This is a genomic window from Bordetella petrii (assembly GCF_017356245.1).
In the GTDB taxonomy this organism is placed as follows: Bacteria; Pseudomonadota; Gammaproteobacteria; order Burkholderiales; family Burkholderiaceae_B; genus Bordetella_A; species Bordetella_A petrii_D.
This window is the reverse complement of sequence record NZ_JAFMZZ010000001.1, coordinates 3,727,406-3,749,620: the sequence shown is the minus strand read 5'-3', so window position 1 is coordinate 3,749,620 and position 22,215 is coordinate 3,727,406. Positions and strand designations below refer to the sequence as shown.

Annotated in this window: 18 protein-coding genes; 1 reads left to right on the top strand and 17 read right to left on the bottom strand. The window is 66.7% G+C overall.

Going from position 1 to position 22,215, the window contains the following annotated elements; genetic code table 11:
• Positions 1–9: 9 nt before the first annotated feature.
• The 17 genes from J2P76_RS17970 to J2P76_RS17895 form a co-directional block, all read right to left on the bottom strand.
• Complete coding sequence (locus J2P76_RS17970) at positions 10–924, bottom strand: aldo/keto reductase (RefSeq protein WP_207409025.1); 915 nt, start codon at positions 922–924, stop codon at positions 10–12.
• A 52-nt stretch (positions 925–976) separates the two neighbouring features.
• Positions 977–2,332 carry a metal-dependent hydrolase family protein gene (locus tag J2P76_RS17965; RefSeq protein ID WP_242697408.1) on the bottom strand — a complete coding sequence of 452 codons (1,356 nt, stop codon included), beginning with the start codon at positions 2,330–2,332 and terminating at the stop codon, positions 977–979.
• A 46-nt stretch (positions 2,333–2,378) separates the two neighbouring features.
• Positions 2,379–2,876 carry a glycine zipper 2TM domain-containing protein gene (locus J2P76_RS17960; protein ID WP_207409024.1) on the bottom strand — a complete coding sequence of 166 codons (498 nt, stop codon included), beginning with the start codon at positions 2,874–2,876 and terminating at the stop codon, positions 2,379–2,381.
• 48 nt (positions 2,877–2,924) lie between these two features.
• The gene (locus J2P76_RS17955) at positions 2,925–3,374 is read right to left on the bottom strand and encodes a hypothetical protein (protein WP_207409023.1); all 450 of its coding nucleotides are present in this window, start codon (positions 3,372–3,374) and stop codon (positions 2,925–2,927) included.
• A 30-nt stretch (positions 3,375–3,404) separates the two neighbouring features.
• Complete coding sequence (locus J2P76_RS17950; protein ID WP_207409022.1) at positions 3,405–4,952, bottom strand: SLC13 family permease; 1,548 nt, start codon at positions 4,950–4,952, stop codon at positions 3,405–3,407.
• Positions 4,953–4,977: 25 nt separating this feature from the next.
• Positions 4,978–6,399, bottom strand: a complete 1,422-nt coding sequence (locus J2P76_RS17945) for a basic amino acid/polyamine antiporter (protein WP_207409021.1) — start codon at positions 6,397–6,399, stop codon at positions 4,978–4,980.
• 1 nt (position 6,400) lies between these two features.
• On the bottom strand, positions 6,401–7,645 hold the full coding sequence (arcA, locus tag J2P76_RS17940) for an arginine deiminase (protein WP_207409020.1): 1,245 nt from the start codon (positions 7,643–7,645) through the stop codon (positions 6,401–6,403).
• A 16-nt stretch (positions 7,646–7,661) separates the two neighbouring features.
• A complete protein-coding gene (locus tag J2P76_RS17935) occupies positions 7,662–9,089 on the bottom strand; it encodes a basic amino acid/polyamine antiporter (protein WP_207409019.1) in 1,428 nt (475 codons plus the stop codon).
• A 68-nt stretch (positions 9,090–9,157) separates the two neighbouring features.
• Complete coding sequence (locus J2P76_RS17930; RefSeq protein WP_207409018.1) at positions 9,158–10,216, bottom strand: AI-2E family transporter; 1,059 nt, start codon at positions 10,214–10,216, stop codon at positions 9,158–9,160.
• Positions 10,213–10,749, bottom strand: coding sequence for a hypothetical protein (locus J2P76_RS23685; protein ID WP_242697407.1), 537 nt, complete (start codon positions 10,747–10,749; stop codon positions 10,213–10,215). Before J2P76_RS23685 ends, J2P76_RS17930 begins: the two co-directional genes overlap by 4 nt.
• 144 nt (positions 10,750–10,893) lie before the next feature.
• Complete coding sequence (locus J2P76_RS23680; protein WP_242697406.1) at positions 10,894–11,664, bottom strand: alpha/beta hydrolase; 771 nt, start codon at positions 11,662–11,664, stop codon at positions 10,894–10,896.
• A complete protein-coding gene (locus J2P76_RS17920; RefSeq protein WP_207409253.1) occupies positions 11,657–13,066 on the bottom strand; it encodes an efflux transporter outer membrane subunit in 1,410 nt (469 codons plus the stop codon). Before J2P76_RS17920 ends, J2P76_RS23680 begins: the two co-directional genes overlap by 8 nt.
• A 2-nt stretch (positions 13,067–13,068) precedes the next feature.
• Positions 13,069–16,272: a multidrug efflux RND transporter permease subunit gene (locus J2P76_RS17915; protein ID WP_207409017.1), complete on the bottom strand. Its 3,204-nt coding sequence runs from the start codon at positions 16,270–16,272 to the stop codon at positions 13,069–13,071.
• Between the two features lie 12 nt (positions 16,273–16,284).
• Positions 16,285–17,391 carry an efflux RND transporter periplasmic adaptor subunit gene (locus J2P76_RS17910; RefSeq protein ID WP_242697405.1) on the bottom strand — a complete coding sequence of 369 codons (1,107 nt, stop codon included), beginning with the start codon at positions 17,389–17,391 and terminating at the stop codon, positions 16,285–16,287.
• Between the two features lie 113 nt (positions 17,392–17,504).
• Positions 17,505–18,056, bottom strand: coding sequence for a lipid IV(A) palmitoyltransferase PagP (gene pagP, locus J2P76_RS17905; RefSeq protein WP_207409016.1), 552 nt, complete (start codon positions 18,054–18,056; stop codon positions 17,505–17,507).
• 356 nt (positions 18,057–18,412) lie between these two features.
• Positions 18,413–19,822 carry an amidase gene (locus J2P76_RS17900; RefSeq protein ID WP_207409015.1) on the bottom strand — a complete coding sequence of 470 codons (1,410 nt, stop codon included), beginning with the start codon at positions 19,820–19,822 and terminating at the stop codon, positions 18,413–18,415.
• 22 nt (positions 19,823–19,844) lie between these two features.
• The gene (locus tag J2P76_RS17895; RefSeq protein WP_242697404.1) at positions 19,845–21,074 is read right to left on the bottom strand and encodes an amino acid ABC transporter substrate-binding protein; all 1,230 of its coding nucleotides are present in this window, start codon (positions 21,072–21,074) and stop codon (positions 19,845–19,847) included.
• A gap of 133 nt (positions 21,075–21,207) precedes the next feature.
• Here J2P76_RS17895 and J2P76_RS17890 point away from each other — a divergent pair, with 133 nt between their 5' ends.
• Positions 21,208–22,107, top strand: a complete 900-nt coding sequence (locus J2P76_RS17890) for a LysR family transcriptional regulator (protein ID WP_207409013.1) — start codon at positions 21,208–21,210, stop codon at positions 22,105–22,107.
• Positions 22,108–22,215: the final 108 nt, after the last annotated feature.

The window sequence follows — 22,215 nt, the reverse complement described above, 5'->3', positions numbered from 1 at the left end:
GTGCGGCGCTCAGCCCGCCAGCGCCTGCAGCGACTGGCGCTGCTGCGCCGTCAGCGCCGGCCCCGTGCCGGCTTGCAGGTTGTCGCTCTGGCGGTCGGGCCGGCTGGTGGCCGGGATGACGGCGGTGACGGCCGGATGGCTGAGCGCGAAGCGCAGGAAGGCCTGCGCCCAGGACGTGATGCCCGCCTCGGCGGCCCAGGCGGGCAGCGGCTTGCCGGCCACCCGGCGAAACAGCCGGCCGTCATCGAAAGCGCGGTTGACCAGCACCGCCACGCCCAGCTCTTGCGCCATCGGGAACAGCCGCTTTTCGGCGGCGGTGGAAATGACCGAATAGTTGATCTGCAGGAAGTCGGGCCGGGCTGCCCGCACCGCGTCGGCAAGTTCGTCCTGGCTGCCTTCGGTGTAGTGGGTCAGGCCCGAGTAGCGCACCCTGCCCTGCGCCTTCAGTTCATTGATCAACGCGATCTGGGTGCGCCAGTCGATCAGGTTGTGGACCTGCAGCAGTTCTATGCGGTCGGTTTTCAGGCGCCGCAGCGACTGCTGGAATTGCGCCAGGCCGGCGTCGCGGCCCGACGCGCCGATCTTGGTGCACAGGAAGGCGCGCTGGCGCAGGCCCAGCTCGGCCAGCAGGTCGCCCACTACGGTTTCCGACTGCCCGTAGCTGGGCGCGGTGTCGATCAGCGTGGCGCCGGCGGCAAAAAAGCGCCGCATGACCTCGCGCAGCGGCGCGCGCTCGGCCTCGGCATCGCCGACGTCGAAACTGTCGGCCGTGCCCATGCCGATGACGGGCACGGGCTGGCCCGAGGCCGGAACGCGGCGAGCCTGCAAGGCGGGCGCGGTGCCATCGGCCAGGGCGCCGCAAGCCATGCGGGGGGCCAGGCCCAGCGCGGGCAGTCCGGCGAGAAAACGGCGGCGAGTCGGCATGGGGCCTCCGGAGCGGGAAAGCGGCGCGGGCGGGCCCGTACCGCTGGCGTGGTCATGGGGCCTGCAGCGTGTTCTTGACGATGGTGCCGCTCTTCATGATCAGTATGAAATTCTTGTCCGGATCGCCGATCAGCGCAATGTTTTCCAGCGGATTTCCGTCCACCAGCAACAAATCCGCCAGCGCGCCTTCGCGCACCACGCCCACGTCGCCGGGGTAAGGGTTGCGCTTGCCGGACAGGCGCAGCAGCTGCCCGTTGGTTCCCGTGGCCATGATCAGCGCTTCGGCGGGCGTATACCAGCGCGTCAGGCTGGCCAGCAGGCGGCCCTGCTGGCGCGCCAGCTGGCTGGAAAACAGAATGTCGGTGCCGAACGCGGTTTTCAGTTGGTACTTGATGGCGAGCCGGTAGGTCCGGTCGGTGCCGGCGAACACCTGCTGGGCCTTCTGCCATTCGTCGGAATCGCGTGGAAAGGCGTTGGCCAGCTCTTCCGGAAGCGGCTGGGTGCTGAGCCAGGTTCCGGAATCGGCCATCATCCGGGCGGTGGTGTCGTCCATCAGGCTGGCGTGTTCAATGCATTGCGCGCCGGCCTTGATGGACCGCTGGATCGCCTCGGGCGTATAAGCATGCACGGTGACGTAGGTGCCCCTGTCGCTGGCGGCCTGCACGGCCGCGCGCAATTCGGCTTCGCTGAAGGTCACCACGTCCAGCGGGCTGTGCGGCGACGAGACCCCGCCGCCCGCGGTCAGCTTGACCTGGCTGGCGCCGTGCATCAGCTGTTCGCGCACGCGCAGGCGCACCTCGTCCGGGCTGTCGGCAATGGCGCTGTCGCCGGCGATATCATGCCGCGAGGCGGGTTGGCCCAGCGCGCGCGGCAGATCGACCGGGCTGCGGAAATCGCCGTGGCCGCCGGTGACGCTGATCATGGCGCCCGACGGATGAATGCGCGGCCCGGCAATCGCGCCGCTGTCGATGGCGCGCTTCAGCCCGAATACCGCCCCGCCCACATCGCGCACAGTGGTGAAGCCGCGCATCAGCGTGCGCCCGGCCTCGATCCCGGCCACGATGTTCAGGTAGCCGGCATCGGCTGTCATGGCCACCGCCACGGGCACGCCGACGAACATGCTGTGCCAGTGCATGTCGATCAGGCCGGGCATCAGGGTGCGCCCGCCGCCATCTATCACGCGCGCGCCCTCGGCGGACAGAGGCTGCCCGGATATTTTCTCGATGACCCCGCCGCGCACCAGCACGCTGCTCGGGCCGGACAGGCGCGCGGAAGTGCCGTCGAAAATCCGCACGTTCTGCAACAGGATAGGCTCGGCGGCCGGAGCATGGCCGGCGCCGGCGCCGGCCGCGGGGCCGGGCGGGCCGTGCGCCACCGCGGCCGGGCCGCCGGCCAGGAGCGTGCTCAAAAGAACGGATGTGAATATGGACGTTGCGTGCACGAGATTCTCCTGGCTATACCGGCGCTACCCGGGTGCGTCCGCCCTGCGTGATGACTTGCACGCGCTGGCCCACGAACACCGGCACATCTGCTTCCTGCACAATGACGCGGGTTTCCCCGCTGTCGAGCCGCAAGGTGATTTCCACCCCCTGCCTGCGGTTGCGGGCGTTTTCCGCCGCGTTGCCCGCCATGGCGCCGCCAATCGCGCCGCCGACGGTGGTCAGGCGCCGGCCCGACCCGCCGCCCACCGCATTGCCGGCCACCGCGCCCAATACACCGCCGGCCGCCGCGCCCAGCCCGCTGGTGCTGTCGGCCTGTATCAACACCGGACGCACGCCAGTGACCTGCGCCAGCACCACCGTCTGGGCCCGCTGTGTCTGCTCGAAGGTGTAGACCCGTGAAGACGCCTGGTGATTCGCGCACCCGGCCAGGCCGGCCGCCGCGGCCAGCGCCACGGCGGCCGCCAGCGCTCGATGGCCGCCCGCTGTTCTGACATTGCTGTGCTTGTACATGAGGTTCGCTCCGGAAAATAGGAAAACCGCGCCCTGGCCGGCGCGCGGCTAGCGGCTGGGCCGGGTGGTGGAAGGCGTGGGAGTTGGCACCGTGGCCGGCGCCGGCGCGGCCGGGCTGCCCAGTTGCACCGGATTGCCCGAGCCGTCTTCGATGCGTATGGGGCGGCCATTGAAGAAAATGGCCCGCCGCGAGCTCCAGGCAACGGGGCGCTGGTCCACCGAATCGTAGGTGGCGACCTCGAAGTCGTATTCCCAGCCATACTGCGGCTGCCCCTGTTCGTTGGTGTAGCTGGCCTTCTTCACTGAATCCCGGTAGCCCTTGTCGCGATAGGAAACGTAGCGGGTCGCCGGCAGTGTGTCGCGATACTGCGACATCAGCTGGTACAGGTCCTGCTCGCTGGGAGGCGTTCCGTAGCGCGCCAGGTCGTCAGGGGAACCGGCCGTCGAGGCGCAGCCTGCCAGCAAGGCCGCCGTCAATAGAATGGGGACGCTTTTCATGGGCAATGCTCCTCGAAAACACAGTCTTTGCTACAAGGGAAACAACAACGGGATCAGCAGCACGCTGATCACCATGGCGATCACCATCAATGGCGTGCCTAGCTTCAGGTAATCGCTGAACCGGTAGCCGGCGGCCACGCTGACCAGCGCATTGGCCGGCGTCGAGACAGGCGACATGAACGCCGCCGAGGCCGCGATGGCCACCGTCATGGCAAAGGCATGGGGCGACACATGCAGGTCTTCGGCGATGCCGATCGCAATGGGCCCCATCAGCACCGCGGTGGCGGTGCCCGAAATGGCGATGCCCAGGATCACGGTAGCCAGGAACAGCACGCCCAACTGCCCGTAAGTGCCCCACGAGCCGGCCAGGTGCAGCAAAAGCTCTGCCGCCAGGTCGACCCCGCCGCTGCGCTCCAGCGCCACGGCGAACGGCAGCATGCCCACGATCAGGATCAGGCTGCGCCAATTGATGGCCCGATAGGCCGCGTCCAGCGTAATGCAGCCGGACAGCCCCATCAGCAGGCAGCCGATCAGGCCCGCCATGACATTCGGCACCCAGCCGGTCAGCAACAGCAGCACCACCACGGCCAGCGAAAACAGGGCATGCGGGGCTTTTCCGGGCGCCGGTGCCAGGGCTTCGGCCTCGGCCGGCAGGGCCAGGCTGACCAGGTCGTGCTCGTCGGCCTGCAGCGACAGTATGCCCTTCCAGGGGCCCACCACCAGCAGCGTGTCGCCCTCATGGATCCGCGCGCCCCGCAACTGCTCCAGCGCCTTGCGGCCGCGCCAGGCGCCCACCACCGACAGGCCGTGCAGCCGCAGGGCGGCCGAATGGCGCACCGGATCGCCCACCAGGCCCGATTCGGGCGGGATGATCACTTCCACCATGCCCACGTCGCGGGCCTGCAGCGCGTGCCGGGCGGGCCCGTCGCTCATGCCGGGCCGGCTCCGAACTCCCGCGCCGGGTTCCGCGCCCAAAAGATGGCGCGCCGCCAGCATGTAGGCGATGCCCGCCGCCATGATCGCCAGCCCGATAGGCGTGAAGTCGAAGAAATAGAAGCCCTGGTACCCGCCATAGACCAGCGTGCTGTTGATGATGAGGTTGGGCGTGGTGGCCACCAGGGTCAGCATGCCGCTGATCGCCGCGGCCATGCCCATGGGCATCAGCATCTTGCGGCTGGCCATGGCCGACTGCCGGGCGATGCGCAGCACGATGGGAATGAATATGGCCACCACGGCGGTGGAGCTCATGATGGATCCCATCAACCCCACCGCCGCCATCAGCATGACGATCAGGCGGGTCTCGCTGGAGCCGCCATGGCGGATGAGCCAGTCGCCGACCCGTTGCGCGACGCCGGTGCGGACCAGGCCCTCGCCAATGACGAACAGGCAGGCGATCAGGATGACATTGGGATTGGAAAACCCCTCCAGAGCCTCGCGCAGCGTGACGCTACCGCTCAGCGGCAAGAGCAGCAGCACCAGCAGGGCCACGGCGTCCGCGCGCGGGCGCCCCGCCAGGAACAGCACGATGGCCCCGCCCAGGATGGCCAGGACGACGGCAAGCTCGGCAGTTATCACCATGTGTGCCTCACCCGGTGTGCAATGGCTAGAGCCGCATGCCTCCGCTGGCAAGCCCCCATAGCCCGGCCGCGCCGCCCAGGACGACGATGCCGAAGATGAACCATTCAACAGGCCTGAACAGCGTGCCCCGCTGCTCGCGCCGCGCAATAATGAACAGGATGGTGCCCGGCGCGTAAAGCAGCGACGACAGCACGAAATAATCGAAACCGGCCACCAGGATCATGCCGATTGCATACATCGTGGCCACGGCGGCGATGGCCAGTTCGAACTTGCGGCGCGGGCTCCAGCCGCCGTAGGTTTCGCCGCGCCATGCCAGCAGCAGGCCGAATCCCGCCACGAAGCAGTACGGCACCAGGCTCATGGAACTGGCCATGTTCTTGACCAGCAGGAAGGTGTCCTGGGTGAACAGCGTGCCGAGCAGGAAGAGCTGGACGATGCCGTTGCTGAGCCACAGCGCGCGGCCGGGCACGCCATGCCGGTTCTGGCGGCTCAGGAACGCCGGCATGGTGCCGGCGCGGGCCGCCGCATGCAGCACCTCGGCAGCCAGCAGTATCCATGACAGGTAGGCGCCGGCCACCGACACCATCAGGCCCACGCTGACCAGCACGGCTCCCCAGGGGCCCACCGCGGCCCGCAGCACGCCCGCCATCGACGGGTTGCGCAGGCTGGCGAGCTCCGCGCGCGGCAATATCCCGTACGACAGCAGGGTGACCGAGACCAGCAGCAACAACACCAGCAGGAACCCGGCCACCGTGGCCACCGCCACGTCATCGCGGCGCCTGGCGTAGCGCGAATAGACGCTGGCGCCTTCGACCCCCAGGAACACGAACACCGTCACCAGCATCGTGCCGCGGACCTGCGCGAGCAGGCTGCCGTTTGCCGCGCTGGCGCCTTCGCGCAGGTTTTCCCTGAGCACGTCCATGTCCAGGGCGAAGGCCACGCAGACAATGAAAATGACAATGGGCACGATCTTGGCGAAGGTCACCACCATGTTCATCCCGGCCGCCTGCCGGATGCCGCGCAGAATGGCGAAGTGCGTGGCCCACAGCAGCATCGACGACACGAGCACGGCGGGCACGGTGTCGCCGTCGCCGAAAAACGGAAACACCGCGCCCAGCGTGGCCTTGAACACCACGAAGTAGCTGACGTTGCCCAGACAGGCCGCAGTCCAGTAGCCCAGCGCGGCCAGAAAGCCGATGTACGGCCCGAAGCCGGCCTTGGCGTAGGCAAATATGCCGGAGTCCAGGTCGGGGCGCCGGCGCGCCAGGAACTGGAACACCATCGCCAGTGTCAGCATGCCGGTGCCGGCGATCGCCCACGCCACCAGCCCGCCCTGCGGGCCGGTATAGCGCGAGAACACCCCGGGCAGCGAGAATATTCCGGCGCCCACCATCGACCCCACCACCATGGCCGCCAGGGCCATGCGCGACAGCTTTGCCGGTTCCATGCTATTCGCAGGCATCGCGCGCAATCGGGCATGTCATGCAATGCCCGCCGCCCCGCCCTCTTCCCAGCTCGGCCCCGACAATGGTAATGACCTCGATGCCCGCCTTGCGCAGCAGCGTATTGGCATAGACATTGCGGTCATAGGCCAGCACCACGCCCGGCGACACGCAGACCAGGTTGGCCCCGCTGTCCCATTGCGTGCGTTCGCGCATGTAGGCGCTGCCCCCGGTCTGTACGATGCGCATCTTCGGCACGCCCAGCGCCTGGCCGATGACCTCGGTCAGCGAACCCTTGTCTTTGTGCAGTTCCAGTTCGCCGGGCTTGCTGCCGGGGCGGTACGAGAAAGCCTGGATGTGGTCGACGATGTCCGGATACACCAGCAGGCAGTCGCGGTCGGCGAAGGTCAGCACGGTATCCAGGTGCATGGCCGCGCGCAGCTTGGGCATCGCGGCCACGATGACCCGGTCGGCCGCGCCGCGCTCGAACAGGGCCGCCGCGAGCTGGCTGATGGCCTGGCGCGAGGTCCGCTCGCTCATGCCGATCAGCACGGTGCGGTTGCCGATGGGCATGACATCGCCGCCTTCCAGCGTGGCCAGCCCATGGTCGACCAGGGGGTCGCCCCACCACACGTTCACTTTGCCGGCGAAGGTCGGATGGAACTTGTAGATTGAAGTGGTCAGGATGGTTTCTTCGTGGCGGGCCGGCCAGTACAGCGCGTTCAGCGTGACGCCGCCATAGATCCAGCAGGTGGTGTCGCGCGTATACAGGGTGTTGGGCAGCGGCGGCAGCAGGTATTCGGTGACGCCGGCCGCTTCTTTGATCAGCTGCAGCTGCTCGCCGCCGATCGATTCGGGAAACTCTTCGGTGGACAGGCCGCCTATCAGGGTTTCGGCCAGTTTGCGCGCCGGCAGCCCGTCGAGATAGCTGCGGATTTCATTCAGCAGCCCCAGGCCGACCTGGTCGGCCACCACCTGGTGGTCCAGGATCCATTTTTTGGCTTCCGGAATGGCCACTGTCTCGGCCAGCAGGTTGTGCATTTCCAGCACTTCGACGCCACGGTCCCGCATCTTGGTCATGAAGTCGAAATGATCGCGCTTGGCGTTGTCCACCCACATCACGTCGTCGAAGAGCAGCGCGTCGCAATTGGACGGCGTGAGGCGCTCGTGCGCGTGCCCAGGCGCGCACACCATCACGGTGCGCAGCTGCCCGACTTCAGAATGGACGCCGAATTCTACGGTTTCAGACATGATCAACTCCTGCAAGTTAAATCGCGATCCAGCCGCGAACTAATCCAATGATGGCTGCGATGCAGCCGACCCATGCCACGATGAACACTGCCAGTTCGAATCCGGTGAACAGGCGCCGGCCCTGCTCACGGCGGGCCCAGTAATACAGGGCCGATCCGGGCGCATACAGCAGCGCCGCGAGCAGGACGAACTTCAGCCCGCCCGCATAAATCATGAAGGCGGTATAGATGGCCGCGATGCCGGCCAATACCAGGTCGCGGTTGCGGCCCACGCCGTTTTCATAGGTTTCGCCCCGCCTGGCCAGCATGAAGCCGAACGCCGCCACCAGGAAATACGGGATCAGCGACATGGCGCTGGTCAGGCTCAGCATCAGCGCGAAGGCGTCGTTCGACCAGTACGTGCTGATCACGAACAACTGCACGATGATGTTGGTCAGCCACAGCGCGGCGGCCGGCACGCCGTTCTTGTTCTCGCGGGCGAAGACCCGCGGCATGTCTTCGTTCTTCGAGGCGGCGAACAGCACTTCCGCGCAAATCAGCGACCAGGCCAGATAGGCGCCCAGCACCGATATCAGCAGCCCCACGCTGACGAATATCGCCCCCCAGGGTCCGACCACCGACGACAGCACGCCGGCCATGGACGGCTGGCGCAGGCCCGCGATGTCGCCCTGCGCCATCACGGCGTAGGGCAGCAGCGATACCAGCACCATCAGCACCAGGGCGCAGACAAAGCCGATCAGGGTCGCCACCCCCACGTGCGAGCGCTGCGAGGCGTAGCGCGAGTAAACGCTGGCCCCTTCGATCCCCAGGAAGACGAACACGGTGACCAGCATGGTCAGCCGCACCTGCTCGAACAGGCTGACGCCGCCGCCGCCCTGCGCGCCCCACAGATTCGAGCGGAACAGGTCGAGCTTGAAGGCGAATATCAGGATGACGATGAACAGCAGGATGGGAATCACCTTGGCCACGGTGACCACGGCATTGATGAACGCCGCCTGCTGCACGCCGCGCAGGATCAGGAAGTGGAACAGCCAGATCCCGGCCGACGCGGCGACGATGGCGATGACGGTATTGCCATCGCCGAACACCGGAAAGAACGCGCCCAGGGTCGATTTGATCAGCACCCAGTAGGACACGTTGCCGATGCAGCTACCTATCCAGTATCCGAACGCGGACAGAAAGCCCAGATAGTCGCCGAACCCCGCCTTCGCGTAGGCGAAGACGCCCGCGTCCAGGTCGGGCTTGCGTTCGGCCAGGCTCTGGAACACCCGGGCCAGGGTGTACATTCCGGCGCCCGCGATAGCCCACGCGATAATCGCGCCGACAACGCCCGTCGCGCCGCCGAAGGTGCGGGGCAGCGAGAATATCCCGGCCCCTATCATCGACCCCACCACCATCCCTGTCAGGGCCATGAGCCCGAACTTCTTTTCTGTACTGCGTTCCATCGTCCACCTCGGCTGAAGAAGTCAACACAGATATGGGCGCCCCATGCGCGCCCGCCCTTTTCCCTTTCCTATTGCCGGCCCAGGCTGTCCGCCGGCATTTCGCGCTCTGCCGCGGCGCGGGGGCGCGCGCCGAAGGCGGCCGTCGCGGCAATCAGCAAAGGCACGCCGATAAAGGTGCCGGGAATTCCCCACACCAGCCCCCAGAAGAAAACCGCCGCCATCACCATCAATGGCGACAGCGAAAATGCACTGCCCGCCAGCCTGGGCTCGAGATAGCACCCGTAGATCACCTGGATGAAATTCAGGACGAAGAACACGGCCAGGCTGGCCTGCAACGACTCGTACTGCACGTAGGCGAACAGCGCGGGAAAGACCGTGGCGACCAGCGGCCCCAGGAACGGGATGTAATTCAGCAGGAACGCAAGCCCGCCCCATGCCGAAGCCAGTTCCAGGCCGGCGTAGATGGTGAACAGCCACACGGTCAGGCCGGTCAGCACGCTGGCCACGGTGCGGATAATCATGTAGCGCCGCAGCTTGCCCGCGACCTCTTCGGCCACCGCGATCCATCGGCGCGCGCTGCGCGCGCCCAGCAGCCGCTCCACCCGGCCGGGCGCCTCGTCGAACTCGAACAGGCCCAGCGCCACGAAAATGATGGTCAGGAACGCCAGCCCCAGCATGCTGTTGATTCTGAGCGCGATTTCCTGCACGGCCCGCAGCAGCCATGAGGCATTGACGTTGTCCATGAACAGGCGCAGCACCATGGCGCCGTGAGGATGCATGCCTTCCGTTTCCAGGCTGAACAGCCGCTGGAACCGGGCCGCGTTGCCGATGATCCACTGGGCGATCAGGCCGAAGCCCCAGCCCGCCAGGAACAGGAAGATCGCCGCTGCCACGGCGGTGACCAGCAGGGTCACTATCGATGCCAGCGGCGCCGGCATGCGCCGGCTGAGCGCGCGCCGCACCGGCGCCACCAGCGCGATGGTGAACAGGGCGAAAGCCAGCGGAATGAACACTGGGCGCGCCAGGTACAGCAGGCCCAGCACCAGAATGCCGGCAATAACGCGCAGCGACAGCCGCAGCTCGGCGGCGCCGCACGGATCCAGGAGCCCGCCAGGCAGCCGTCTCATCTTGGGATCACTCCGTCGATCCGTTCCAGCATATAGGCGTAGAACGGGTTGGAAGTCAGGCGGGCCAGCGAATCTATCCCGATCACGAAGGCGCCGACCTCGCCGCGCATCGACATCGCGCCCAGGCTGATGCCGAATTCCTCGATGTTGTCGGGATGCTGCCCGTACAGCGCATCGTTGGGGGGAAACGGCAGGGCCACGTGCGACAGCGAATAGATCTCGCGCGGATAGCGCATGCCGATGGGCCGGTCGGTCACCTCGGTCGTGCCGGCTTCGGTCACCCGCTCGATCATGTCGCTGGACGAAGAGCTGGCGTTGGTGATGACCGTCAGCCGGTAGTTGCGGCGCTCGCCGGGCAGCGTGCCCGCCATGGCCCATTCGATGCCTCGGCGGAACAGCGGCCCCAGCTTGGTGGCCCGGTTCAGGTCGAACAACACCAGTTCGCTGCCGTTCTGGGGCAGCCTGGCATACAGCGCGTTGATCAGCGCCCGGGTGCTGACCGTGAAATCCAGCACCGAATGGAAACTGATCACGGGCGCCAGCCGGGCCAGGCTGCCGTCCTGCTGGCGCGCTGCCAGTTCACTCTGCAGCGCCTGCGTCAGCTCGTACGACTGCCTGGCCGCATTGATGGGAAACGAGTTGTACTTGAAAGGATTGAATTCGGGAACGATGCTCAGCTAGGCCGCTTTGGCGAAGGCCGGCAGGATGGCGGGCAGCCCGGCCAGCCCGGCAAAGCGCGCGAAACGCGTGATGCCGATCATGGGCGAGATCAGGATCAGCCGGTCGGGCGGCGCCAGCTCGGTGTTGCCGAGGGCATCCAGGGCATACATCAGGGCCAGCGCTCCGCCGTTCGAAAACCCCACCATGTGCAGCGGCTTGGGCGCCGGCACCCTGCGGCGCGCCTCGCGCACGGCCAGCCGGGTGGCGGCCGCCCAGTCCTGCCAGGCCGTGTCGGTCAGCGAAGCGGGCACGGTGCCGTGGCCCGGCAGCCGGATCGCCACCACCACGTATCCCACCGACTGATAATGCGCGGCGATGTGCCTCAGGCTGTAGGGCGAATCGGTCAGGCCGTGCAGCAGCACCACCGCGCCCAGCGGATCGCCCGCCGGCGTCAGCACGTAAGAGCGGTTCCAGTCGTGCGCGAAATGCCCGGGGTTGACCCGGGCGCCCTCGAAGTAGCGGTTGCTTTCGACCTTTTCGTCCTGGCTGAGCTTAGCGTTGACGTTCTGGCGCACCAGGGCAAACAGTTTCTCTTCTTGCGCCAGGTATTGCCGCCAGTCGCTCCGGTCGAGCGTGTCGGCATGCCACTCGTCGGGCACATAGGTATGCCAGGGCGCCAGCGGCGGGCTCTGCCGGACATCGTAGATGCGGATGGCCAGCAATGTGATTGCCGCGGTGGCCAGCGTCAACCCTAAAATCTTGAGGGTCTTCTTGAACGCCTTATTCATCTCCTCCTCCCAGCGCAACGTATAGCGATACCCCGTTCTGCAATTGCGCGGCCCGCAGCAGCAGCATGCGCTGCTCGGCATCGAACAGGCCGCGGCGCGCGTCCATTACCTCCAGGTAAATGGAAATGCCGTTCTGATAGCGCAGGTCGGCCGTTTCGGCCAGGCGGCGCTGCGAGCGCACCGCGAGCGCCTGGGCCGCCAGCTGCTCGCGGTAGCGGGCGCGCCGCTCCAGCGCCGTGGCCACCTCGCTGAATGCGGTTTGCACGGTTTTCTGGTAGTTGGCCACCATTTCGTCGCGCTGGGCCCGGGCCAGGTCCAGGCCGGCCCGCCGCCGCCCCCAGTCGAAAATGGGCAGGCCCAGCGTGGCGCCCAGGGTCCATATCTCGCTGGGCGAAGACAGCAGTTCCGACAGTTCGGGCGAGGCATAGCCGTACGTGCCGGTCAGCGCGATGCGCGGAAAAAACGCCGCCCGCGCCACGCCGATGTTGGCGTTGGCGCTGCGCAGCATGTCTTCCGCCCGCCGGATGTCGGGCCGCAATGCCAGCAGGAACGACGGCAGCCCGGCGTCCAGGTTCTCGAACTGCCCGGCGCTTTCGATGGGGCGGGCCATGGGCAGGGCCGCCTCGACCTTGCCGCCCACCAGCACCCACAGCTGGTTCCAGTGCTCGGCGGTGGTGCGCCGCAGTTCCGCCAGCTGGGTCTGCGCCTGGGTCAGCAGGATGGCCGCCTGTTCGTAATCCACCAGCGAGGTCACGCCCGCGTCCAGGCGGTCTTTGGCCACCCGCAGCGCGTAGCTGCGCGTCTGGATAGTGCGGCGGGCCAGCTCGACGCCCTCTTCGCCCGCGCGCGCGGCGTAATAAGTGGCGGCGATATTGGCGATCAGCGACAGGCGGAAGGCGCGCTTGCCTTCCACGGTGGCCAGGTACTGGTGGCGCGCGGCTTCACCAAGATTGCGCACCCGGCCCCAGAAATCGAGCTCGAACGCGCTGATGCCGACCTGCACGTTGTACTGGTTGAACTGGATAGTGCGGCGGCTGTCGGAGAACACCGGGTCCAGGCTGGACAACGGCGCCTGGCTGCGGCCGGCCCCGGCCCCGGCGTCGACGCCCGGCAGCCGGTTCGCCTGCTCGATGCGGTAGAACGCCCGGGCCTGCTCGATGCGCGCCACCGCGGCCGCCAGGTCCTGGTTGAACGCCAGGCCGCGGGCCAACAGGAACTTCAGCTGTTCGTCGCCGAAGAAATGCTGCCAGGCCAGTGTCTGCGCGGCGGCGCCCGGCGCGGCCGCCGGACCGGGGTCGGCATAGCGGTCCGGCATTACCGGATCCGGAGCCTGATAGGTGGGCGCCAGGTCGCAGGCGGACAACCCGGTGCACAACAGCATGGCCAGCCAGGCGCGCCGCATGGTCACGCCCCCTTCTCGCCGGACGGCATGCCCGGCTCATCGGCCGCCTGGGGCTGGTCCGGCCTGGCGCGCCGCCCGGTCCATTGGCGCACCACCACATAGAACAGCGGCGTGAAAAACACGCCGAAAATCGTGGCGGTGAGCATGCTGCCCATGACGCTGGTGCCTACCGCGCGCCGGCTGGCCACGCCCGCGCCCGAGGCGAACACCAGCGGCAGCATGCCCAGCACGAAGGTCAGACTGGTCATCACGATGGGCCGCAGGCGCTGCCGCGCGGCGTCGACCACGGCCTCGATGCGGCCGCGCCCCTGCGCTTCTTCCTTGATGGCGAATTCGACGATCAATATGCCGTTTTTCGCCGCCAGGCCGATGATGGTGACCAGCCCGATGTTGAAATAGACATCGGCCGACATGCCCCGCGCCAGTGTGAATCCCGCCGCGCCCAGCAGCCCGAACGGCAATATCAGCAGCACCACCACCGGCACCGACCAGCTTTCATACAGCGCCGACAGCAGCAGGAACACCACCACCAGCGACAATCCCAGCAGCAGCGCCACCTGGTTGCCGGCCTGGGTTTCTTCGAACGCCGTGCCGGTCCATTCGTAGGTCATGCCGCTGCCCAGCGTGGCGGCTGCGATGGTTTCCATGGCGCGCAGCGCGGCGCCGCTGGCCTGGCCCGGCGCCGCCTGGCCGGAAATGGTAATGGCCGGGAAGCCGTTATAGCGCTCCAGCTGCTGCGGGCCGCTGATCCAGCGCATGCGCGTGAACGCCGAGAACGGCACCATCTGCCCCCGGTCGTTGCGCAATTGCAGCGCGGCGATGTCTTCCGGCCGCACCCGCTGGGCCGCATCGGCCTGCATGAACACGCGCAGCACGCTGCCTTCATGCACGAAGTCGTTGACATAGTTCGAGCCGAAAGCCAGCGACAGCGCCTGGTTGACCTGCGCCACCTGCAGCCCGAGCGCGCGGGCATGCACGCGGTCGATTTCCACGTACAGCTGCGGCGCCGGCGGCATGCCGTCGATGCGCACGCCCGCCAGCACCGGGTCGCGGGCCGCGGCCGCCAGGATGGCGGCGCCGGCCTGCTCCAGGCTGGCGCCCCCAAGGCCGCTGCGGTCTTGCACTTTCATCGTAAAGCCCGATGCATTGCCCAGCGCCGGGATCGGCGGCGGATTGAGCGCGAAAACAAGCGCCTGGGGCACCGACCGGAAGGCCAGATTGCCGCGCGCGACCAGGCTGTCGACCGAATCGCCGGCATCGGGCCGCTTCGACCACGGATACATGTCGACGAACGACATCGCGGCCGTCTGCCCCTGCCCGAAGAAGCTGAAGCCCACCACCGACGCGACGTTGCGCACCGCGCCCTGCTGGCGCAGCATCTGCTCGACCTGGCTCACCGCCCGCTCGGTGCCGTCGGCCGTGCCGCCGGGCGGCCCGGTATAGGCCACGAAGAAATACCCCTGGTCTTCCGGCGGCAGGTATCCTCCGGGCAGCCGCGCGAACAGCAGGATGGCGATTCCGCACACCAGCAAGAACGCCAGCATCCACCGCACGGGATGCGCCAGCATGCGCTGCACGCCGCGCACATAGCCCCGCGTCAGGGCGTCGAAACCCGCATTGAACTTGCCGAACCCCCATTGCCTGCCGCGCCGCAGCCAATCGAGCCGCCGTGCCGCCGGACTGGCGGCCGGGGCGCCGCCGGGCGCGGGCGGCTTCAGCAGCGTGGCGCACAGGGCCGCCCCCAGCGACAGGGCAAGTATGGTCGATATCACGATGGATACCGTCAGGGTGATGGAAAACTGCCGGTAGATCGCGCCGCTGGATCCCGGGAACATCGCCATGGGCACGAATACGGCCACCAGCACCAGCGTGCTGGCGATGATGGGGCCCCACACCTGCCCGATCGCCTTGCGGGTGGCCTCGCGCGCGCCCAGCTTTTCCTCTGCCATGATGCGCGAGACGTTCTCGGATATGACGATGGCATCGTCGTTCAATATGCCGATAGCCACCACCATGCCGAACAGCGACAGCAGGTTCAGGGACGCGCCGAACAGGTACAGGCCGGCGCAGGTGCCTACCAGCGCCATCGGCACCACCAGCGTGGGAATCAGCGTGCTGCGCCAGCTTTGCAGGAAGATGAACACCATGGCGGTCACCAGCAGCAGCACCTCGGCCATGGTCACCACGACCGAGCGGATTGAAGTCTCGATGAACGGCGTGATGTCGAACGGCACCGACCAGCGCACCCCGGCGGGAAAAATCGCCTCGAGCTCGCCCATGCGCGCGCGTATCCGCTGCGCGACGTTGAGCGCGTTGGCGTCGCTGGACAGCTGGATGGCGATGCCGGCGGCCGGCCGGCCATTGACACGCAGCCGGAAGCCGTAATTGTCGTTGCCCAGCTCGACGCGCGCCACGTCGCCCAGCCGCACCACCGAGCCGTCGGTATTGACCCGCAGAATGATCTGGCGAAACTGTTCAGGCGTGGAAAAACGGCTTTGCGTGACGATCTGCGCATGGAACTGGGCGCCTTGCGGCAGCGGCTGGTCGCCCAGCGCGCCGCTGGCCACCTGGGTGTTCTGCTCCTGCACTGCCCGCAGCGCGTCGCCGGCCGACATCTGGTAGCTGGCCAGTTTGCTCTCGTCCATCCAGATGCGCATGGCGTAGGGCGAGCCGAACAGCTGCACATCGCCCACGCCGGGAATGCGCCGCAGTTCGTTCAAGATGTTGTTCGACGCGAAATTGCCCATCTCTACCGTCGTGACATCCGGACGGTCGGACTGCAGCGCAATCAGCATCAGAAATCCGGACGATGCCTTGGTCACCGCGATGCCCAATTGCCGCACTTCCTGCGGCAATCGCGATTCGACCCGGCTGAGGCGGTCCTGGACCTGGCCGCGCGCCACATCGAGATCGGTGCCCGGCGTGAAGGTGACGGTGATCTGGGCCGAGCCGTTGGCGCGGCTGACCGACGACATGTACAGAAAGTCGTCGAGCCCGTTCATCTCTTCTTCGATGATCGAGGTGACGTTGCGGTCGATGGTGGCGGCGTCCGCGCCCCGATAGTTGGTCGAGATCGAGATCGACGGCGGCGCGATGTTGGGATACTGCTCGACGGGCAGCAACAGCAGGGCAATGGCGCCGAACAGCAGGATGAACAGCGCGACAACCCAGGCGAATACCGGCCGGAACACGAAGAATGAGTTCATGGCTGGCTTCCGCTATCGGCTCGCGCTGTCCTCGGCCGGGCTGACCTGCTGCCCCGGCCTGACCTTGTGCCAGCCGTCGACCACCACGCGCTCGCCATTGTCGAGGCCCCGCCGCACCACCCAATTGCCCCCCCGCTGCTCGCCGATCTCGATCTGCCTGGGCTGCACCGTGTCGTCCGGCCCCAACACCAGTACGCTGGCGATGCCGTTGTTCAGCTGCACCGCCCGCGCCGGCACCAGCATGCCGTCCTGCCGCAGCCCCACATGGATGCGCCCCCGGACAAACTGCCCCGGCAGCAGCGCCCGGTCGGCGTTGTCGAACAGGGCCCGCACCGTCTGCGCGCCCGAGGTCCGGTCCACCGCCAGATCGGCAAAGTCGAGCCGGCCCACTTCGGGATATTCCCGGCCATTGGGCAGCGTGATGCGCACGGGAAACTTGTTGTCCGCCGGCAGGGTCAGCGCGCCGGAACTCACATACTCGGCCAAGTCCAGCATGGCGGCATTCGACTTGGTGAACGTGGCGGTGATCGGCGACAGCTGGTTGACCTGCGCCAGCAAGGTGGCCGACGCGGCGCTGACCAGCGCCCCTTCGGTCACCAGCGCCCGTCCAACGCGCCCGTCTATCGGCGCGCGCACCGTGCAGCGCTCGAGCCTCAGCCGGGCCAGCGTCACCGCCGCCCGCGCATCGGCCACGTTGGCCTGGGCCTGGCCCAGCGCCGCCAGCGCCGCGTCGTATTCCTGCGCGCTGACGGCCTGCCTGCTTACCAGCGGGCGAAACCGCTGCGCTACCGATGCGGCATTTTTCTGCACCGCCTGCGCGCGCTGCAGCATGGCCTGGGCCTGCGCCAGCTGGGCCTTGTAGTCGCTGTCATCGATCTGGAACAGCGGCGTGCCCGCGGCCACGTCGCTGCCTTCGGTATAAAGCAGTTTCTCGACAATGCCGTCGACCCGCGCGCGGATCTCGGCCGTGCGCTGCGGCTCGATGCGGCCGGGCACATCGAAATCGAAGTCGAGCGGCGCGCGCGCGACGGTAATGACCGACACCGCGACCGGGGCAATAGCGGCGGCCGGCGCGTCCGCGCGCCGATCGCAGCCGGCGGCCGCCGTGGTCAGCAACAAGATCGCGATCCGTCCCGCATGGCCAGACACGCCATTCATACGCGCCATCCACTCTCTCCTGGTAAAGGAGCGCCGAATTCACGGATGCCGGCCCATCCCCAGGGACGGGCCGGTCAAAATGACCACTTGCCGAATACGAACAGCACATTGCCCGTCCCTTCCTTGCCGGGGATATACGTGGCATTGACGCTTGCTTTGCGGTATTGCACCGACACCAGGGGCAGAATGCCGGGAAAAGGGACATAGTTCATGATGTCTTTGCGCGACATCAGAAACAGCGTATAGCCGGCGCCCAGCCGCCAGTGGGAGGACACGCGAGCCATTTTCAGGAAGCCGTATCCGGCCATCGCCTGGACCCGCGCGTGCGAATCCAGGAACGACATGGCATACAGGCCCTGCCAGTCGCCGTCTTCGTCGTAGATGCTGCGGCCGTACCCGCCGCCCCACGCGCCCTCATTGAATTCGCGGATCTTGCTCGCGCTGTACATCGAGCGGTTGTGCCAGGCCCACCCCGTTACATAGAGGTCGTTGCTGCCCGTGGTCCAGATTTCTTCCACGCGATCGCAGGCCCGCTGCATCCAGGAGGCCCGCATATCGCAAGCCCACGCCGCCCCGGGCAGGAGCACGCTCCAGCACAAAACAATCGAGACAATCGACTTGCGCATGAGCACCCGATGGGAAGATTCGACATCGCGGGCGGACGTGAAACACGCCCTGGCCTGCGCCTCAAGACTTGCTCATTCGGCCCCGCGGGATTACCCGCGATGCATGCAACAATGCATCACTGTGTGACCACTTTAAGTACCGCATTGCGCTCATGCAAGTCTTGCGGCGTTTTTCTACATTTTTTTACCGCCCCCCTGCGCCCTGCTTTTACTTAGAATTTACTTTAGATATTTTATGTTAAATAAATCATTTAATTATTTGTTTTTATTGATTTATTTTCAATTTACAGCGGCAAAAAAAACCGCCGGGCTACGCACCGGCGGGCGCCACAGGCGCTAATAAGTAAAAATAAAAATCACCCCAGTTCGGGATGCCGGCGATGCCAGTCCGTGGCCTGCTGGAATGCCCGCCCTACTTCCAGCAGGGTCGCCTCGTCCGAAGGCTTGCCATAAAGCTGTATGCCCAGCGGCAGGCCGGCCTCGTCGAAGCCGGCGGGCAAGGCCAGCGCGCACGCGCCCAGGAAATTGGCCGGCCGGGTGTAGATGGACAGCGCGGTGGAGCTTTCGTCCAGCCCTTGCACCGGCAAGGCGGTAATGGGCAGGCCCGGCATCAGCAGCGCGTCGATGCCCTGCATCCAGGCCTGCCACAGCGCGCCTGCCTCGCGGTGCGCGGCGCGCAGCCGCAGATAATCGCGGGCGCTGGGCGCCGCGCCGCCCAGCATGCGCTGGCGCACCGCCTCGCCCATGGGCGAGCCCGGGTCCTGCGCGACGGCTTCATACAGGGCATAGCCCTCGCAGGCAATGATCTGGCCGACCTGCTCCATCATCTGCCTGAAATCGAAAGGAATGTCCGGTTCGACCAGCGTGGCGCCCAGCGCCTGCAGCTGCCCCGCGGCCGCCGCGTAGGCTTGCGCGCAGGCGGGAGCCAGGGCGTGCGGCAGCCGCTCGGCCGGCAGCGTGGCAATGAGCTTGCCGGCCAGCGGCCCGGCCGGCGCCACGCCGCGCCGCAGCTGCACGGCGGGATGGGGGCGGTGCAAGGTGCGCGGGTCCAGCGGATCGGGGCCGGCCATGATGCCCGTGAGCAGCGCCGCGTCCCAGGCCGAGCGCGCCATCGGCCCCAACGTGTCGAGTGTGTGGCACAGGTCGATGCAGCCGGCCAGGCTGATGCGCCCCGCGCTGACTTTCATGCCGGTAATGCCGTTCAGCATGGACGGCGTGCGGATCGAGCCGCCGGTGTCCGATCCGATGGCCGCGGCAGCCAGGCCGGCAGCCACGGCGACCCCGCTGCCGCTGGAAGAGCCGCCCGGCACGCGGTGCACCGCGCTGTCCCAGGGGTTCCTGGGCGTGCCCAGCAGCGGGTTGACCCCCCACGCGCCGAACGCGTATTCCACCATCTGGGCCCGCCCCAGAATCACGGCGCCCGCCTGCAGCAGTTTGTGCAGCGCCGTGGCGGTGCTTGCCGCCTTGCGCCCTTCCAGGGTGCGCGAGCCGGCGGTCATGGGGCGGCCCGCCATGCCGCACAGGTCTTTGACGGCGATGGGGATGCCGTCCAGCGGGCCGAGCGCCAGGCCCTGGCGCCTTCTGGCATCCGAGCAGCGCGCCTGCGCCAGCGCCTGCTCGGCAAAGACCTCGACGTAGGCATTGAGCGTGCCGTTGAAGCGCTCGATGCGCTCCAGGTAGGCCCGCGTCAGGGCCTCGGCGCTGAGCTCGCCCCGGTCCAGCAGGGCCGACAACTCTTCGATGGTAAGAAATACGAAATCGTCCATGTGCCTTCTCGCGGCCCCGTTGCTAGCGCTTGTTCCAGGCCGGAATGGGATAAATGGGCTTGCCGGTGGCCACGTCTTCGGGATACAGCGCCACCATTCCCTTGCCCGGCTGCAGCTGGACCACGGGGAAAGGCATCTGCAGCTGCTTGCCCTGCTCGTTGATTTCATAGGGGCCGGCCATGACGGTCAGCTTGCCCGACAGGTCCAGCGCCGCCTGCTTCAGGCCGGCGGGGTCGGTGGACTGCGCTTTCTTGATGATTTCTTCAGCAATGACGCCCGAGCCGTAGGCCAGCGCCGTCTGGAAATCGGCCGCGAACTCGGCCTTGGGAAACAGCCGCGCATAGGCCTGGGCGAACTGTTCCCGGTCCAGGCCGGCATTGACCTTCCAGTTGATGGCGGGATCGTAGTTGGTATTGCTGAAAATGTAGTCGCCGTCTTTGCCGATGGCCTGGAATTGCGGCGTGGACGCGTAGAACATGAACGTGAACGGGAAGTTGATATTCAACTGCTTCATCTGGCGGGCGATGCTGATCAGGTCGCCTTCATACGAAGTCGGGAAGAACACGTCGGCGCCCGATGCGCGGACTTTCTGCAGCAAGGTGCTGAAGTCTTTCTGGCCCTTGGGGTAGCGCTCGTACAACACCACGTCCAGGCCGTTCTTTTCGGCCTGGGCCTTGCCCCCGGTGGCCAGCGCCGTGGGAAAAGGCTCGTCCGAGTAGATCAGCGCCACCTTCTTGCCGCCCAGCTTGCTGACGTACTCCATGGGCAGGCGCAGCTGCAGCGACGCGGGCATCTGCGTGCCGGACACCACATACTTGAAGCCCTGCTCGTAGATCGGGTCGCTGGACGCCGACCAGACCATCATGAACTTGCCCAGGCGCTCGGTGACGGTGGCGGCCGCGGCGGTCAGGGTCGAGCCGAACGGCGCGAACACCATGTCGACCTTTTCATTGTTGATCAGGTCTTCATAAACCCGCGCGACCATCTGCTTGTCGCTACGGTCGTCGCGCTTGACCAGCTCGACGCGGCGCTTTTGCCCGTCGATCTCGATGCCGCCGCGGCGGTTGACGTCGTCGACCCAGATCTCGACGCCCCGCTCGCCCGACTGCGAGGCCAGCGCGAAGGTGCCGGTGGACGACACGGTCATTCCGATGCGCACCGGCGGCGCGTCGGCCCGGGCCGGCGAAGCGCCCAGCGCGCTGGCCCCCAGCGCCAGCGCGGCGAGTTGCGTGCCCAGTTTTCCGAAGTTCAAGCCTTGTCCTAGCATTTTTGTCTCCCCATTTATGTGGGTGAAAGGGTATCGACGGGTGTGGGTACTGCTACCATTACGACGCACTTCAGGTTCATTTACTAAATAATATATACCAAAAACTTATAGGTTGGCCATGAGCCGAAAACTGAACTTCAAGCAAGTCGAGATGCTGTGGACGGTGGTCACCTCCGGCTCGATCAGCGCCGCGGCCAAGCAGCTCGACGTCACGCAGCCCGCGATCAGCCGGATGCTCGCCCAGACCGAGGCGCAGGTGGGCATCGAGCTGTTCGAGCGCATACGCGGGCGGCTGCGGCCCACCAAGGCGCTGAATGACCTGCTGCCGGAAATCGAGCGCGCCCAGAAGGCGCTGCAGCGGGTCAACGACATGACCCGCGCCATCGCGGATTCCCGCGGCGGCGTGCTCAAAGTGGCCTCCAACCCCAGCCTCAGCACGCACGTGATGCCCAGGGCGCTGGCCGCTTTCCGGGCGCGCCATCCCGGAACATTCCTGCGCTTCCAGACGGAAACGACCATCCAGGAAGTGGCGGAAAAACTGCTCAGCGGCGAGGTGGATACGGCCGTGCTGTCGATTCCCGCCGAGCACCCCTTCCTGTCCAGCCAGGTCTTGTGCGAGGGCCGGCTGGTGGCGGCGCTGCCGGTCGGATACGAGATATCGTCCAGGCGCAGGGTGTCGCTGCAGGACCTGGCCGCGCTGCCGCAGATCGTGGTGGGCGAGCGGCTGCATTTCGGCATGGTGGCCGCCAACGCCTTTGCCCGCGCCGGCCTCTCGCCCCAGGTGTTCGCCGACGTGCCCACCTCGCACCTGGCCTGCGCCATGGTCAACACGGGCGTGGGCTACGCCATCGTCGACGAGTTCTCGGTCATGGAAAACATCTGGCCCAACGTGCGCATCGTGCCCATCGACGCCGAGCTGCCGCTGCGCATGCTGCTGGTCCATGCTGCCGACCGCCCGCAGTCCGATGTGTCGCGGCGCTTCGCGCAGGTTCTGCGCGCGATGTATCGCGCCGAATAAGGCGCGCGTTCAGCCGTGGTTCAGGGTTTTTACTGATGACAATTAACTTGAAATTATAGGTTTCGCAAAGGCATACTAGCCTCCCGACATCAGTGGTCAACCGATTCC

Bases quoted from the DNA above. Each gene is read 5' to 3' on its own strand.
- J2P76_RS17970 (WP_207409025.1), bottom strand. From the start codon at position 924: ATGCCGACTCGCCGCCGTTTTCTCGCCGGACTGCCCGCGCTGGGCCTG.
- J2P76_RS17960 (WP_207409024.1), bottom strand. From the start codon at position 2,876: ATGTACAAGCACAGCAATGTCAGAACAGCGGGCGGCCATCGAGCGCTG.
- J2P76_RS17955 (WP_207409023.1), bottom strand. From the start codon at position 3,374: ATGAAAAGCGTCCCCATTCTATTGACGGCGGCCTTGCTGGCAGGCTGC.
- J2P76_RS17950 (WP_207409022.1), bottom strand. From the start codon at position 4,952: ATGGTGATAACTGCCGAGCTTGCCGTCGTCCTGGCCATCCTGGGCGGG.
- J2P76_RS17945 (WP_207409021.1), bottom strand. From the start codon at position 6,399: ATGGAACCGGCAAAGCTGTCGCGCATGGCCCTGGCGGCCATGGTGGTG.
- arcA (WP_207409020.1), bottom strand. From the start codon at position 7,645: ATGTCTGAAACCGTAGAATTCGGCGTCCATTCTGAAGTCGGGCAGCTG.
- J2P76_RS17935 (WP_207409019.1), bottom strand. From the start codon at position 9,089: ATGGAACGCAGTACAGAAAAGAAGTTCGGGCTCATGGCCCTGACAGGG.
- J2P76_RS17930 (WP_207409018.1), bottom strand. From the start codon at position 10,216: ATGAGACGGCTGCCTGGCGGGCTCCTGGATCCGTGCGGCGCCGCCGAG.
- J2P76_RS23680 (WP_242697406.1), bottom strand. From the start codon at position 11,664: ATGAATAAGGCGTTCAAGAAGACCCTCAAGATTTTAGGGTTGACGCTG.
- J2P76_RS17920 (WP_207409253.1), bottom strand. From the start codon at position 13,066: ATGCGGCGCGCCTGGCTGGCCATGCTGTTGTGCACCGGGTTGTCCGCC.
- J2P76_RS17915 (WP_207409017.1), bottom strand. From the start codon at position 16,272: ATGAACTCATTCTTCGTGTTCCGGCCGGTATTCGCCTGGGTTGTCGCG.
- pagP (WP_207409016.1), bottom strand. From the start codon at position 18,056: ATGCGCAAGTCGATTGTCTCGATTGTTTTGTGCTGGAGCGTGCTCCTG.
- J2P76_RS17900 (WP_207409015.1), bottom strand. From the start codon at position 19,822: ATGGACGATTTCGTATTTCTTACCATCGAAGAGTTGTCGGCCCTGCTG.
- J2P76_RS17890 (WP_207409013.1), top strand. From the start codon at position 21,208: ATGAGCCGAAAACTGAACTTCAAGCAAGTCGAGATGCTGTGGACGGTG.